Here is a 14253-nt window from a genome sequence, read left to right as displayed (position 1 = left end):
TCCGCGTCGCCTCCCTCCTCCGCCTTGCGATCGCACGCACCAGGCCCCGCTCCCTGATCCGGCCTGATCCAAACGACAAGCCCTAGACCAGTTCCCCGTTCCGCGCCACCACGTGCCCCCGGTGAACGACAACGTCCCGCTGCGGCATGTCCACCACCACCTGCGGCACCCCCTCCCCGCGTACCAGCACGAAGTCCGCCGGATCCCCCGCCTTGAACTCCACCCGAGGCAGCCCCATCACATCCGCCCCACCGTGCGCCCCCGCCGCGAAACAAGCGGCCAGCTCGTCATCGAGCCGGATGTCGGTGACCCAGCCGAGGATGTGCGCCCGGTGCAACATGTCCGCGTTGCCGAACGGGCTCCAGGAGTCCCGCACCCCGTCCGAGCCGAGCCCGACCCGCACCCCGTGCTCCTTCAACTTGGCGATGGGCAGGACAAGCTCCGCGCTCGGCGCGACCGTGGTGAGCGCGATGTCCAGGTCGGACAAGTCCTTGGCCAAGGAGGCCAGTTCGGCGTCCTTCAGGAGCGGAACGCAGAACACATGGCTCACCGTCACCTTGCCCCGCAGCGACAGCGCCTTCGTGCGCTCGATGATGCCGCGCAGCACCTTCGTGCCCTTCTCGTCACGGTCGTGGAGGTGGATGTCCACACCGACGCCGTACCGGTCGGCGAGGCCGAAGAGCAGGTCGAGCTGCTCGTCCATCGCGTTGTCGAAGCTGATCGGGTCGATGCCGCCGACCATGTCGACGAGCCCGTCCCGCGCCGCCGTCTTCAGCAGCTCGGCGGTGCCGGGCGTGCGCACGACACCGTGCTGCGGGAACCCCACGATCTGCACGTCGAGCGCGTCCGCGAGCCGGGCCCGCGCCTCGGCGACGCCCTCGATCCCGGCGAGGCCGTAGGCGGGCGCCACGTCCGCGTGCGCCCGCATCGCCCGGGTGCCCCGGGTCACGGCGTGCGCCATCAGGCCGTACGCCCGCTCACCGACCGGCCGCTTCTGCGTACGGAACACCTCGACGTCCTGCTCGCAGTAGTCGGCGATGCCGTCCGCCGGCTTGCGCGAGATCCAGTCGCTGCCCCAGGTCGTCTTGTCCGGGTGGATGTGCGCGTCCACCAGGGACGGCAGGGCGATCCGGCCGCCGCCGTCGACGATCCTCGCGTGGGCGGGCGCCGGGCCGTCCGTGAACTTCCCGTCGACCACGGTCAGGTCCACGGACTCCCGGGCGCCGAAGGGGCGGACGTCGCGGAACACCACGGCCTTGCCGGGGCGGCGGGGCTCCGCGGCCTGCGCCTGGACCTGCGTCTGCGCCTGCGCCTGGTTCGCCGTCGCTCCCAGGGCCGCACCGCCGATCGAGGCCGCACCCGCGAGGACACCGCGCCGGGACAGGGGAGGGGTCATGCCGTTCTCCTTCGTTCGCGTTCGAGGGGGAATCCGAGAGGAAAGACGCAGGGGGTACGACGGCCAGTCCGCCGAACCGGCCGCCGAACCGGCCGCCGAGTCAGCCGCCGATTCAGCCGTCGGACCGGCCGCCGAGTCAGCCGCCGATTCAGCCGTCAGGCCGGCCGTCAGACCGCGAGGCCCGAGCGCACCACGCCCGCCGGCTTCTTGAGCACCGACACATCGGCCAGCGGGTCGCCGTCGACCAGCAGCACGTCACCCGCGAACCCACGGGCGAGGCGGCCCACGGTGCCGTCGAGGCCGAGCAGCTTCGCCGCGCCGGTGGTGGCCGTACGGATCGCGTCGAGCGCGCTGAGCCCCGCGGAGTGCATCAGCTCGACCTCGCCGCCGATCGGGTCGACGGTGCCGCCGGAGGAGTCCGTGCCGGCGGCCAGCGGGACGCCCATCTCGTGCGCGGCGAGGGCCGCCTTCTTGAGCAGCGGCAGATAGGTGCGCCCGCGCTCGTCGAGGACCGGGTCGTCGGAGCCGATCATGCCGGCGATGGCGCCGAGGGTCGGGGTGAAGAACGTGCCGCGGCGGCGCATCTCGGCCAGCGTGCGCTCGCCGACGTACGCGCCGTGCTCCAGGGAGTGGATGCCCGCGAGCACCGCGTCGTGGCAGCCCTTTTCGCTGTAGCTGTGGCAGAGCACGCCCTTGCCGCCGCGCTTGGCCGCCGCGACGATCACGGACAGCTGCTCGCGCGAGTAGACCTGCTCCAGCGGGTCCTGCTCGGCAAGCCCCGCCCGCGGGTTGACGCGGGTCTTGATGACGTCGGCGCCGCGCTTGAGGTTCACCTCGACGACGCGGCGCAGCGCCTCGGCGGACCGCACGCCGTCCTTGAGGCGGGCCAGCGGGGTGAGGTCCGGGTCACCGAGGACCGTGTCGCCGAGGTCGGGCGTGACGAAGATGCCGGCGGCCTTCAGGCGGGGCGCGAGTTCGGGGGCCTGGCGGGCCAACTCCCGTACGGCGATGTCCTGGTAGAAGTTCGTGGAGCCGCTGCGCGCGCTGGTGGCGCCCTTGCGGACCGCGTCGAGGGCCTCGGTCGCGGTGTTGAGGTGGATGTGCGCGTCGACGAGTCCGGGCAGCACCCAATGGCCGTGCGCGTCGAGGCGCCGCACGTCGCCGGGGACCTCCACACGGCCGCGCGCGCCCGCCGCGCGCACCACGCCGTCGCGGATCACGACGACCGCGTCCTCGGTGACCTCGCCGGTGGCCGGGTCGAGCAGGGTGCCGCCGTCGACGACCAGGTCACCGGCGCGGGGCGCGGTGGCGGCGCGGCGGGGCGCGGTGGAGGCCGCGGACGCCGGGGACGCGCCGGAGCCGAGGGCGGCCGCGGTGCCCGCGAGCGCGGCGGACGCGGCGAGGACGCCGCGGCGGGTCAGTCGGCTGGACGGGGGCTCGGCTGGCTCGACGCACATGGGGGCTCCAGGAGGGGTTCTACGAGGAAGCTGGCCCGCCTTTTTGTATACCAACGCGGAGCGCCCGACAAGGGAGCCCATACCTATGTGGCTGAATGCCCTGTTTGTGGATGGGCGGTGCGAGGGGAGGATGGGGAGGTCACTCGCCCTCGGTATACAAAATGGTGTCGCCGAAGAGCGACCTCAGGGCGACCGCCCGGCTGTCCCTGACGTGCAGCAGCGTGCTCGCCACCGCCAGCTCCTCGTCGCCCGCCGCGATGTGCCGGAAGATGTCCGCGTGCTGCGCGCGCATGTGGGCCGGCTCCTCGCGCAGCCCGAACAGCAGTTGCAGCTGCCAGCTCAGCTGCTCCATCGTGCGGGCGAGCAGCGGGTTGCCGCCGAGCGCCACGATCTCCTCGTGGAACTCGGTGTGCGCGGCCACCTCACGCGTCCCCTCGTCCGCCTCGGCCGCCCGCTCCGCCCGGTCGAGGCAGGCGCGCAGCGCGTCCAGGGAGGGCGGGTCCTGTGCGGTGAGCGCCCGCGCCGCGAGCCGCGAGGCCTGTACGGCGAGCGGCTCCCACACCTCGTACAGATGCCGCACATCGGTCCGCTCCAGGCGGCGCACCCGCACACCGCTGCGCGGCAGCAGTTCGAGGAGGCCCTCCGCGACGAGCGCCCGCAGCGCCTCCCGCACCGGGACCCGCGACATCCGCAGCTCCTCGGCGACCTCCCGCTCCACGAGCCGCGCGCCCATGGGGTAGCGGCGGTCCACGATGCGCTGCCGCACCGCCTCCCGCGCCTGCGCGCTCAGGGGCACCCTCTCCTGGTGCCCCTCGTCCGACCCCGTCGTACTGCCCGCCACGTGCACCGTCCTTCACCCGTCGTGCCCCGGGCGAGGATACGTGCAGGGCCCGCGGTCAGGCCTGTGCGGCGGGCTCCTCGGTCATGGCCTGCCGGTCCACGTACTCGAAGACGGAGCCGTCGGGGTGCAGTGCGATCAGGTTGCGGCCCGCCGGTGTCGGCACCGGACCCGCGATGACCTTGGCACCGGAGGCGGTGAGCAGGGTGCCCGCCTCGTCGACGTCGGGAACCGCGATCGTCGCCGTCACCTTGCGCAGCACGTCGATCTCCGCGGCGGGCCCGCTCATCAGGAGAAAACAGCCGACCGCGGCCACGGAGACCCCGCCGCGCTCGAACCGCAGCGCTTGGGTGCCCGTGAGGTTCTCGTAGAACGTGACCGAGGACTCCAGGTCCTCGACGCAGATGCGCAGCGTGGTTCCCAGGATTTCCATGGGGAGAAGCCTAGTCGGAGGGGCCGGGAGCGCGTGATCGTTTCACGGAAGCGGACCCGTCGGCCGTCGTTACGTGCGGCGGGGCCCGGGTACCCGGCGCGCATGGAACGCATGGGCGAACACATCAACGAGCAGCTGACCGACGAGTTGGCCGGACGGGTCACGCACGCCGTGCGCGAGACGCTGCGCGAGGAGTTCACCGCGGGCCTGCGGGCGCAGCGGCGCAGGGCTGCCCTGTACGCGGGAGCCGGCGCCGCCGCGCTGTACGCGGGGGCGGCCGCGGCGCTCGCGCTCGGCCTCGTCCTCGCCCTCGGCATGCCGGACTGGGGCGCGGCCCTGGTGGTCGCCGTGGTGCTCGGCGTCGCGGCGTACGTGCTGCGGACCGTGGCGCGACCCGGGCGGCCCCCGGTGCCCACCGCGCCGCCGATGCCGACCGCACCCCCGACGCCCGGAGCGTGAGCGCCGTGAGCCGCTCCCGAGTCGTCGTCGTCGGTGCCGGCTTCGCCGGATACCGGGCCGCCCGCATGCTGACGCGGGTGGCCCGCGACACCGTCGACGTCACTCTGCTCAACCCCACCGACTACTTTCTGTACCTGCCCCTGCTGCCGCAGGTGGCCGCGGGCGCGCTCGAACCGCGACGGGTGACCGTGTCGCTGTCGGGGACGCTGCCGCACGCGCGGCTCGTGCTCGGCGAGGCCGACGGCGTGGACCTCGACGAGCGGGTCGTCTCCTACACCGACCCGGAGGGCGGGCACGGCACCCTGGCGTACGACCGGCTCGTCCTCGCCGTCGGCAGCGTGAACAAGCTGCTGCCGGTGCCGGGCGTCGCCGAGCACGCGCACGGCTTCCGCGGCATGCCCGAGGCGCTGTACCTGCGCGACCACGTGACCCGGCAGATCGAACTCGCCTCGGCCGCGAAGAGTCCCGAGGAGTGCCGCGCCCGCTGCACCTTCGTCGTGGTCGGCGCCGGCTACACCGGCACCGAAGTCGCCGCGCAGGGACAGCTGTTGACCGACGCGCTCGTGAAGAAGCAGCCGCTGCGGCACGGCATCCGCCCGCGCTGGATGCTGCTCGACCTCGCGCCGCGCGTCCTGCCGGAACTCGACCAGCACCTCTCGCGGACCGCCGACAGCGTGCTGCGCCGACGCGGCGTCGAGATACGCACCGGGACCTCCGTGAAGGAAGCCACGAAGGACGGCGCCCTGCTGGACGACGGCGAGTTCGTCGACACCCGTACGCTCGTGTGGTGTGTCGGCGTCCGCCCCGATCCGCTGGTCGCCGAACTCGGCCCCCCGCTCGAACGCGGGCGGCTGCTCGTCGACCCGTATCTGAACGTGCCGGGACATCCCGAGGTGTTCGCGTGCGGCGACGCGGCCGCGGTGCCCGACCTGGAGAAGCCGGGCGAGTACACGCCGATGACCGCGCAGCACGCCTGGCGGCAGGGGCGCGTCGCGGGCCTCAACGTCGCCGCGTCCCTCGGCAAGGGTGAGCGCCGCGACTACCGGCACAAGGACCTCGGCTTCACCGTCGACCTCGGCGGCGTGCAGGCCGCCGCGAATCCGCTCGGTGTCCCGCTCTCCGGTCCGCTCGCGGGCGCCGTCACGCGCGGCTACCACTTGGCCGCGATGCCCGGAAACCGGGTGCGGGTCGCCGCCGACTGGCTGCTCGACTCCGTACTGCCGCGCCAGGCCGTCCAGTTGGGCCTGGTGCGTTCCTGGTCCGTGCCGCTCGACACGGCCTCGCCGGAGCTGGCACGCGTACCCGACGGCAGCCGCGAACGGCAGGGGGCGGACCAGCACGACCAAGGAGGTGCCCAGTGACCACCAATACCATGTACAGCGACGCCGAACTCAGCGCTCTCGGGCAGCAGTTGAGGGTCGACTCGGTCCGTGCGGCCGACGCCGCGGGCTCCGGGCATCCCACCTCGTCGATGTCCGCGGCCGACCTGATGGCCGTCCTCCTCGCCCACCACCTCCGCTACGACTTCGACCGCCCCGCCCACCCCGGCAACGACCGCTTCGTGCTCTCCAAGGGGCACGCGTCGCCGCTCCTCTACGCGGCGTACAAGGCGGCCGGCGCGCTCAACGACGCCGAGCTGCTCACCTTCCGCAAGCGCGGCAGTCGACTTGAGGGCCATCCGACGCCGCGGCGCCTGCCGTGGGTCGAGACGGCCACCGGATCGCTCGGCCAGGGGCTCCCGGTCGCGGCCGGCATCGCCTGGTCGGGCAAGCGGCTCGACCGGGTCGGCTACCAGGTGTACGTGCTGTGCGGCGACAGCGAGATGGCGGAGGGCTCCGTGTGGGAGGCCGCCGAGTACGCCGGGTACGAGCAGCTCGACAACCTCACCGCGATCGTCGACGTCAACCGGCTCGGCCAGCGCGGACCCACCAGGCACGGCCACGACCTCGACGCCTACGCCCGCCGCTTCAAGGCCTTCGACTGGCACACCGTCGTCATCGACGGGCACGACGTGGCGGAGATCGACCGCGCGTACGCGGAGGCGGCGTCCACCGTCGGCCGCCCCACCGTGATCCTCGCCCGGACGCTCAAGGGCAAGGGTGTCGCCGCGGTGGAGGACCGCGAGGGCGCGCACGGCAAACCGCTGCCGGACGCCGTGCAGGCCGTCGAGGAACTCGGCGGCGACCGCGGCCTGCGGGTGTCGGTGCAGGCGCCGCCGGCCGCACGCATCCTGCACGCGGTGCGCAGTGGGCGCCTCGACCTGCCCCGCTTCGACGTCGGCGACGAGGTCGCCACCCGTGACGCCTACGGCCGGGCGCTCGCCGCCCTCGGGTCCGCGCGCGGCGACGTCGTCGCGCTCGACGGCGAGGTCGGCGACTCCACGCGCACCGAGATGTTCGCCAAGGAACACCCCGAGCGGTACGCCGAGTGCTACATCGCCGAGCAGCAACTCATCGCCACGAGCGTGGGGTTGAGTGCCCGCGGCTGGCTGCCGTACGCGGGGACCTTCGCGGCGTTCCTGACCCGCGCCCACGACTTCATCCGGATGGCGTCCATCAGTGGGGCCGATCTGAACGTCGTCGGCTCGCACGCGGGCGTCGCGATCGGCGAGGACGGCCCTTCGCAGATGGGTCTCGAGGATCTGGCGATGTTCCGCGCCCTCCACGACAGCACGGTCCTCTACCCCTGCGACGCCAACCAGACGTCCCAACTCGTCGCACACATGGCCGACTTGACCGGCATCCGCTATCTGCGCACCTCGCGCGGTGCGGCGCCGGTGATCTATCCGCCGCACGAGGACTTCCCGGTGGGCGGCAGCAAGGTGCTGCGTTCCGGGGACGGGGACCGGGTGACGGTCGTCGCGGCGGGGGGCACGGTCCACGAGGCGCTGAAGGCGGCGGACGAGTTGGCGGCGGCCGGTATCCCGGTCCGGGTCATCGACCTGTACTCGGTCAAGCCGGTCGACCGCCGTACGCTGCGGGACGCGGCGCGGGTGACCGGGTGCCTGCTCACGGTGGAGGACCACCGGGAGCAGGGTGGTATCGGGGATGCGGTGGCCGAGGCCTTCTCCGACGCGGAGCCGGCTCCGCGGATGGCCCGGTTGGGTGTCCGTACGATGCCGGGGTCTGCGACGCCGCCGGAGCAGTTGGCTGCCGCCGGCATCGACGCGGCGGGGATCGTCGCGGCGGTCGGCCTCCTGGTCGAGGCCGCGGTGACGCCGTGACCCGTGGTCGCGCCCTGGGGCTCCGCCCCGGACCCCGCGCCTCAATCGCCGGCGGGGCTTGAAATGCTCACCCACCGCCGAGACTCCAATGGCCCACCCACCGCCGGGGCTCGAGCGGCTCACCCGGCAGCGGGGCTTGAATGGCCTGCTTGTCGGTGGGGCTCTGAAATGGCGGTCCCATCGGTGGTGGATGAGCAGATCAAGCCCCGCCGGCGATTGAGCAGCGGGGTCCGGGGCGGAGCCCCGTGGCCGTGACGCCGGTGCCGTGAAACAAGAGAGGGCCCCATGGCGGACAACCGCATACCCGACATCCGGCGACCGGACAAGGTGCTGCTCCCCGACGGTGTCACCAAGAACGACCTCGCCGAGTACCACCGCACCATCGCCCCCTTCATGCTCCCCCACCTCCGCGACCGCCCCCTGATGCTCGAACGCCACCCCGACGGCCTCGACGGCCCGCGCTTCATGCAGAAGGACACCCCGGACCACTACCCCGACTGGATCCACCGCGTGGAGGTCCCGAAGGAGGGCGGCACGGTCACGCACACCGTGTGCGACGACACCGCCACCCTGATCCACCTCGTCGACCAGGCCGCCCTCACCCTCCACCGCTGGCTGTCGCGCGCCGACAACATCGACCACCCCGACCGCCTGGTCTTCGACCTCGACCCCTCCGAGGACGACTTCGAGACCGTGCGGGAGGCGGCCCGCCTGACGCACCGGATGCTGGACGACCTGGACCTGCCCAGCGCCCCGATGACCACCGGCTCGCGCGGCGTCCACGTCGTCGTCCCCCTCGACGGCAGCCAGGACTTCGACGAAGTGCGGGACTTCGCCCGCCAGGTCGCCGACACCCTCGCCGACGAACACCCCGACGCGCTCACCACGGCCCCGCGCAAGAAGGACCGCGGCGACCGCCTCTTCCTCGACGTACTGCGCAACGCCTACGCCCAGACGGCCGTCGCACCGTACTCCGTGCGCGCCAAGCCGGGCGCCCCCGTGGCGACCCCCCTGACGTGGCGGCAGCTCGGCGCCCCCGCGGTCGACGCCCGGCACTGGAACATCACGAACGCCCTCGAACAGGCCCGCACCAAGCCGTGGGACGACCTGCTCGGCAAGGGCCGCTCGCTCGCTCCGGCGTGGCGCAAACTCCGGGACCGGCAAGGGAGTTGAGGTTTGTTCCGGCCGACTGTGGAGACTCGGTGACCGAGGCTGCCATGACAAACACACAGAGGACGCAAGCGTCGTCGGAGCGAGAGCCCGGCGACGACAAGACCACCGAGGCGGGCGGCGCGCCGGGCCCCATGGAGGTGCTGAGTGAAGCGCGCGCCCAGCTGGCGGAGCTCACCGGCATGGCGGCCGAGACCGTGTCGTCCTTCGAACGAACCGAGGACGGCTGGGAGTTGGAGATCGAGGTCCTTGAAGTGGCCCGGGTCCCCGACACCATGAGCCTGCTGGCGAGCTACCAGGTGAGCCTGGACCCGCACGGCGTACTGACCGGCTACCGGCGCATCCGCCGCTACGAGCGGGGACGCTCCGAGCCGGCGCGCAAGCAGGGCGGCCCCTAGGCCGTCGCGCCCCGCCTCGAACCGCGAACTACACAGACAGGGAGGACCTGCCTCCATGACCGTTGTCCCCGCACAACAGTCCGGCGGCGGTGGTGGCACCAGCGGCCTGTACGACGTACTCGAACTCGTCCTGGACCGCGGACTCGTCATCGACGCATTCGTCCGTGTCTCGCTGGTCGGCATCGAGATCCTGAAGATCGACGTCAGGGTCGTCGTCGCCAGTGTCGACACCTATCTCCGCTTCGCGGAGGCCTGCAACAGGCTGGACCTGGAGACCGGATCCAAGAAGCCGTCCGGGCTGACCGACATGGTCGGCGACAGCATGGAGTCCGGCGCGCGCGGCAAGACCAAGGGTGCTCTGTCCGGTGCGGCCGAGACCATCTCCGGCGCCTTCGCCCAGGCCCGCGAGGAGGGCCAGGCGGAGTCGAAGCGATCCGGTTCCGGTGGCCGCAGGCCCGCCACGAGCCGCCGTAAGGAGGAGCAGGAGTGAGCAGCAGCACGTACATCTACGCCATCGCGAGCTCCGAACACCCCTCCCTGCCCACCGGGATGGGCGGCATCGGCGAGCCGGCGCGCGAGGTGCGCGTCGTCAAGGAAGGCCCGCTCGTGGCCCTCGTCAGCGAGGCCCCCGAAGGGCTGCGGCCCAAGCGCCGCGACCTGCTCGCCCACCAGAGCGTGCTCTCCGAGGCGGGTGCCGGGGGGCCGGTGCTGCCGATGCGGTTCGGCTCCCTCGCGCCCGACGACGAGTCGGTCTCGGCGGTGCTCGCCGAGCGCGCGGAGCACTACCAGGAGCGGCTGCGGGAGCTCGACGGCAAAGTCGAGTACAACGTCAAGGCGCAGCACGACGAGGAAGCGGTGCTGCACCAGGTGATGGTCGACAACCCCGAGGTCCGCACCCTCACCGAGGCCAACAGGCAGGCGGGCGGCGGCACGTACGAGGAGCGGCTGCGCCTGGGCGAGCTGGTCGTGTCCGCCGTGCAGGCCCGCGAGGCCGAGGACGCCGTCGAGCTCCAGCACCTGCTCGAACCCGCGGCGTCCGCGATGTCGGCGGGGCCCGAGAGCACGGGCTGGCTGGCCAACCTCTCGTTCCTCGTCGACAAGAAGGCGGCCGAGCACTTCCTGGCCGCCGTCGAGGAGCTGCGCCGCAGCCACCCGCACCTCGACCTCACGGTCAACGGGCCGCTGCCCCCGTACAGCTTCGTCGAGCCGGGCCCCTCGGAGCCCGCGGCGACGACGGACTGAGCCCCCATGGGCCTGATCTCGGAGCTTCTGTTGCTGCCGCTCGCTCCGGTGCGTGGGTCCCTGTGGGCGGTGGAGCAGGTGCTCGCGGAAGCGGAGCGGCAGTACTACGACCCGGCGGCCGTACGCGCCGAACTCGCCCGCCTGGAGGAGAAGTTGGTCTCCGGCGAGATCGACCAGGACACGTTCGACCGCGTCGAGGACGAGCTCCTCGACCGTCTGGAGGGACCTTGAACCGAACAGCGCTCGGCCTCGCGATAGGGGCCGGATACGTCCTCGGACGTACGAAGAAGATGAAGCTGGCGATCGCCGTCGGCACGATGGTCGCCGGCAAGCGACTGAACCTGAGCCCGCGTGCGCTCGCCGACATGGTGACCACGCAGTTGCAGAACAACCCGCAGTTCAAGGAGATCGGCGACCAGCTGCGCGAGGACCTGCGCGGCGTGGGCAAGGCGGCCTCGGGCGCGCTCGTCGAGCGCCAGATCGAGGGCCTCGCGGGACGCCTGCACAGCCGTACGCAGGGTGTCCGCGACCAGATCGAGGGCGTCGCCCCGGATGTGGACGACGTGCGCGACGCGGGGGAGCGGGTCACCGGAGCCGTCTCGGGCCGCGGCCGCGGCCGTGACCGCGGGGACGACGAGGAGGAGTACGAGAACGAGGAGTACGCCGACGACGGCGAGGACTCGGCCGACGGCGAGCACACGGCCGACCGCGAGGAGGACGCCGAGGAGGAGTCCGCCGAGGGCCGCCGCTCCGCGCAGGACAGGAGCGGGAAGCAGTCGGCGGCCAAGAAGGCGCCCGCGAAAAAGCGTTCCGCGAGGCCCCAGGGGCCCAAGAAGGCGGCGGCGAAGAAGACGACGGCCGCCAGGAAGACCGCCGCGAAGGGAGGCCGTGGCCGTGGCTGACACCACCAAGAACCCGGTCAACGGCCTCGCCAGTAGCGCGGCGGCCGACCATCTCAAGGCGGAACTCCAGGAGTACCTCGCCGCGCAGGCCCAGCGGCTGCTCATCGGCGCGGGCCGCAAGCTCGGCGAGAGCACCGTGAAGCTGAACGACATCGCCGAGGGCAACAGCCCCGGCTTCGCCAAGCTCGCGCTCGACGGCGGCCGCAAGCTCGCGGAGGGCAAGGGCCCGCTGCGCAGCGCGGTGGAGCTCGGTGCCGGCCACCTCAAGGACAACGTCGTGGGCGCCTTCAAGGGGCTCGTCGGCAGGGGCGGCAAGGGCAAGCGCAAGGGCGGCGCGGGCAAGAAGCCGACCGTCATCATGGAGTTCATCGACGTCGGCGTCGACCTGCGCACCGCCTACGACCAGTGGACGCAGTACCAGGACTTCAGCACCTTCGCGAAGGGCGTCAAGAACGCGAACCGCGCCGACGACGTCACTTCTGACTGGCAGCTGAAGGTCTTCTGGTCCAACCGTAGTTGGAAGGCGCACACCACCGACCAGCATCCGGACGACCGGATCGCCTGGACCTCGGAGGGCGCCAAGGGCACCACGAAGGGCGTCGTCTCCTTCCACCCGCTGGCCGACCGGCTCACCCGGGTGCTGCTGCTCATCGAGTACTACCCGAAGGGCCTGTTCGAGAGGACCGGCAACATCTGGCGCGCCCAGGGCCGCCGGGCCCGTCTCGACCTCAAGCACTTCGCGCGGTACGTGACACTGCGCGGCGAGCAGCCCGAGGGCTGGCGCGGCGAGATCGAGGAGGGCGAGGTCGTGCGCTCGCACGAGGACGCGCTCGCCGAGGAGGAGCAGGAGCAGGAGCAGGACCAGGAGCGCGAGCTGGGCAAGCCGTCCGACGCGTACGACTCCGAAGAGCCCGAGGAGTCGGAGGAGTCCGAGGAGTACGAGGACGAGGCCGACGAGGGCGACGAGGAATCGGAAGAGGAGGAGCCCGAGGCCGGCTACGACGAGGAGTACGAGAACGAGGAGCCGGAGGAGTACGAGGAGGACGAGGAGCCCGCGCGGGAGCGGGAGCACGCCGTCGGCGGGGCCCGCCGATGACGACGGCGAGCCGCTTCCCCGAGCCCTACCGGGGTGACGGCGGGGCCAACCTCGCCGACATCCTGGAGCGCGTCCTCGACAAGGGCATCGTCATCGCGGGCGACATCCGGATCAACCTGCTCGACATCGAACTGCTCACCATCAAATTGCGCCTGATCGTCGCCTCGATCGACAAGGCCAAGGAGATGGGCATCGACTGGTGGGAGGACGACCCGGCCCTCTCCTCGGGCGCCCGCCGCAAGGAACTGGCAAGGGAGAACGCCGAGTTGAAGCAGCGCATCGCCGAACTCGACGAACTCACCGAAGGCGAACCGGCCGAGAAGAAGAGGGGTACGGCTTGACCACCGACGAACCGCGCGAGCTGCGCTACGTGTACGCCGTCTGCCACCCGCTCGACGCCCCGCTGCAGGCCGAACTCACCGGCGTGGCGGGCGCCCCGCCCCGGCAGCTGGAGCACCAGGGCCTCGTCGCGGTCGTCGGCTCCGTGCCCGAGCGGGACTTCGCCGAGGCGCCGCTCCGTGCCCACCTGGAGGACCTGGACTGGCTCACCGAGACCGCCCGCGCCCACCAGAACGTGATCGCCGCGCTCACCACGGTCACCAGCCCGCTCCCGCTGCGCCTCGCCACGGTCTTCCATGACGACAGCGCCGTACGGCTGATGATGGAGCAGGAGGAGCGGCGCTTTCGCGCGGGCCTCGACCGCCTTGCCGGGCGTGTGGAGTGGGGCGTGAAGGTGTACGTCGAGGAGCCCGAGGCCCAGCCCCAGGCGCCCGCGCCGGCCGCGTCCGGCCGCGACTATCTGCGCCGCCGCCGCGCCGAGCGCACCGCGCGCGACGACACCTGGCAGCGCGCCGAACGCTTCGCGCAGGAACTGCACGACGAGCTGTCCCGGCATTCCGCGTACACCCGCGTCCACCCGCCGCAGAACCCCGAACTCTCCCGAGCCAGCGGCAGGAACGTGCTCAACGCGGCGTATCTCGTGGAGCGTTCGGGCGCGGAGGAGTTCGTGGAGCGGGTCGACGCGACGAAGGACCGCGAGCCGGATCTGCGGGTCGAGCTGACCGGGCCGTGGGCGGGCTACTCGTTCACGGCCGACGACGACAACGAGGAGAACAAGGAGAGGGAGGGAGAGACGTGACGGTCGTCGAACGGCGGGAGATCGCCCTGGTCGACCTCCTCGACCGGCTGCTCGCGGGCGGCGTCGTCCTGGCGGGGGACGTCACCCTGCGGATCGCCGATGTCGATCTGGTGCGCATCGACCTGAACGCCCTGATCAGCTCGGTGAACGAGCAGGTCCCCTCGCCCTGGCCGGAGGTGCTGGACGGTGAGTGAACGACGGCCGGGCGAACGACGGCAGAGCGAACGCCGCCGCATCGAACTCGAACCCGACACGGTCGAGCGCGACCTGATGAAGCTCGTCCTCACCCTCGTCGAGCTGCTGCGCCAGCTCATGGAGCGCCAGGCGGTCCGCCGCTTCGACACCGGCGATCTGACGGAGGATCAGGAGGAGCGGATCGGGATGACCCTGATGCTCCTGGAGGACCGCATGGAACAGCTGCGGGAGCGCTACGGGCTGCGGCCCGAGGACCTGAACATCGACCTCGGACCGCTGGGCCCGCTGCTGCCCCGCGGCTGAACC

General features: G+C 72.1%; 18 protein-coding genes. 14 read left to right on the top strand and 4 right to left on the bottom strand.

Annotated elements, in window-relative coordinates:
• Positions 1 to 82 precede the first annotated feature (82 nt).
• From ACIA8D_RS38735 to ACIA8D_RS38720, 4 genes are all read right to left on the bottom strand, one after another.
• Positions 83 to 1396 (bottom strand): amidohydrolase, encoded by a 1314-nt coding sequence (locus ACIA8D_RS38735; RefSeq protein WP_399239654.1) that lies wholly within the window; start codon positions 1394 to 1396, stop codon positions 83 to 85.
• Positions 1397 to 1563: 167 nt separating this feature from the next.
• Complete coding sequence (locus tag ACIA8D_RS38730; RefSeq protein ID WP_399239652.1) at positions 1564 to 2853, bottom strand: amidohydrolase family protein; 1290 nt, start codon at positions 2851 to 2853, stop codon at positions 1564 to 1566.
• 139 nt (positions 2854 to 2992) lie between these two features.
• Positions 2993 to 3700: a GntR family transcriptional regulator gene (locus ACIA8D_RS38725; protein WP_399239650.1), complete on the bottom strand. Its 708-nt coding sequence runs from the start codon at positions 3698 to 3700 to the stop codon at positions 2993 to 2995.
• A gap of 49 nt (positions 3701 to 3749) precedes the next feature.
• The gene (locus ACIA8D_RS38720) at positions 3750 to 4124 is read right to left on the bottom strand and encodes a VOC family protein (protein ID WP_399239648.1); all 375 of its coding nucleotides are present in this window, start codon (positions 4122 to 4124) and stop codon (positions 3750 to 3752) included.
• Positions 4125 to 4226: 102 nt separating this feature from the next.
• Between ACIA8D_RS38720 and ACIA8D_RS38715 the strand changes: the two genes are divergently transcribed.
• The 14 genes from ACIA8D_RS38715 (at position 4227) to ACIA8D_RS38650 (ending at position 14250) form a co-directional block, all read left to right on the top strand.
• On the top strand, positions 4227 to 4583 hold the full coding sequence (locus tag ACIA8D_RS38715) for a phage holin family protein (protein WP_399239646.1): 357 nt from the start codon (positions 4227 to 4229) through the stop codon (positions 4581 to 4583).
• Between the two features lie 5 nt (positions 4584 to 4588).
• Complete coding sequence (locus tag ACIA8D_RS38710) at positions 4589 to 5944, top strand: NAD(P)/FAD-dependent oxidoreductase (RefSeq protein WP_399239644.1); 1356 nt, start codon at positions 4589 to 4591, stop codon at positions 5942 to 5944.
• A gap of 11 nt (positions 5945 to 5955) precedes the next feature.
• Positions 5956 to 7806 carry a transketolase gene (locus ACIA8D_RS38705; protein ID WP_399239658.1) on the top strand — a complete coding sequence of 617 codons (1851 nt, stop codon included), beginning with the start codon at positions 5956 to 5958 and terminating at the stop codon, positions 7804 to 7806.
• Between the two features lie 285 nt (positions 7807 to 8091).
• A complete protein-coding gene (gene ligD / locus ACIA8D_RS38700; RefSeq protein WP_399239642.1) occupies positions 8092 to 8979 on the top strand; it encodes a non-homologous end-joining DNA ligase in 888 nt (295 codons plus the stop codon).
• A gap of 44 nt (positions 8980 to 9023) precedes the next feature.
• Positions 9024 to 9374: a gas vesicle protein gene (locus ACIA8D_RS38695; RefSeq protein ID WP_399239640.1), complete on the top strand. Its 351-nt coding sequence runs from the start codon at positions 9024 to 9026 to the stop codon at positions 9372 to 9374.
• Positions 9375 to 9429: 55 nt separating this feature from the next.
• Positions 9430 to 9864, top strand: a complete 435-nt coding sequence (locus ACIA8D_RS38690; RefSeq protein WP_399239638.1) for a gas vesicle structural protein GvpA — start codon at positions 9430 to 9432, stop codon at positions 9862 to 9864.
• Positions 9861 to 10616: a GvpL/GvpF family gas vesicle protein gene (locus tag ACIA8D_RS38685; RefSeq protein ID WP_399239636.1), complete on the top strand. Its 756-nt coding sequence runs from the start codon at positions 9861 to 9863 to the stop codon at positions 10614 to 10616. The genes ACIA8D_RS38690 and ACIA8D_RS38685 overlap by 4 nt, the downstream gene beginning before the upstream one ends.
• A gap of 6 nt (positions 10617 to 10622) precedes the next feature.
• Positions 10623 to 10847, top strand: coding sequence for a gas vesicle protein GvpG (locus tag ACIA8D_RS38680; protein WP_399239634.1), 225 nt, complete (start codon positions 10623 to 10625; stop codon positions 10845 to 10847).
• Positions 10844 to 11518, top strand: coding sequence for a DNA primase (locus ACIA8D_RS38675; RefSeq protein ID WP_399239632.1), 675 nt, complete (start codon positions 10844 to 10846; stop codon positions 11516 to 11518). Before ACIA8D_RS38680 ends, ACIA8D_RS38675 begins: the two co-directional genes overlap by 4 nt.
• Positions 11505 to 12614, top strand: a complete 1110-nt coding sequence (locus tag ACIA8D_RS38670; RefSeq protein WP_399239630.1) for an SRPBCC family protein — start codon at positions 11505 to 11507, stop codon at positions 12612 to 12614. The genes ACIA8D_RS38675 and ACIA8D_RS38670 overlap by 14 nt, the downstream gene beginning before the upstream one ends.
• The gene (locus ACIA8D_RS38665; RefSeq protein ID WP_399239628.1) at positions 12611 to 12955 is read left to right on the top strand and encodes a gas vesicle protein; all 345 of its coding nucleotides are present in this window, start codon (positions 12611 to 12613) and stop codon (positions 12953 to 12955) included. The genes ACIA8D_RS38670 and ACIA8D_RS38665 overlap by 4 nt, the downstream gene beginning before the upstream one ends.
• Positions 12952 to 13752: a GvpL/GvpF family gas vesicle protein gene (locus ACIA8D_RS38660; protein WP_399239626.1), complete on the top strand. Its 801-nt coding sequence runs from the start codon at positions 12952 to 12954 to the stop codon at positions 13750 to 13752. The genes ACIA8D_RS38665 and ACIA8D_RS38660 overlap by 4 nt, the downstream gene beginning before the upstream one ends.
• A complete protein-coding gene (locus tag ACIA8D_RS38655) occupies positions 13749 to 13946 on the top strand; it encodes a gas vesicle protein (protein ID WP_356379395.1) in 198 nt (65 codons plus the stop codon). The genes ACIA8D_RS38660 and ACIA8D_RS38655 overlap by 4 nt, the downstream gene beginning before the upstream one ends.
• Entirely contained in the window at positions 13939 to 14250 is a 312-nt protein-coding gene (locus ACIA8D_RS38650; RefSeq protein WP_399239624.1) for a gas vesicle protein K, read from the top strand. Before ACIA8D_RS38655 ends, ACIA8D_RS38650 begins: the two co-directional genes overlap by 8 nt.
• Positions 14251 to 14253 lie beyond the last annotated feature (3 nt).

Source organism: Streptomyces sp. NPDC051684 (assembly GCF_044453445.1).
GTDB lineage: Bacteria > Actinomycetota > Actinomycetes > Streptomycetales > Streptomycetaceae > Streptomyces.
Note: the sequence above shows the minus strand (reverse complement) of the source record. Positions and strands in the feature narration are given on the sequence as shown.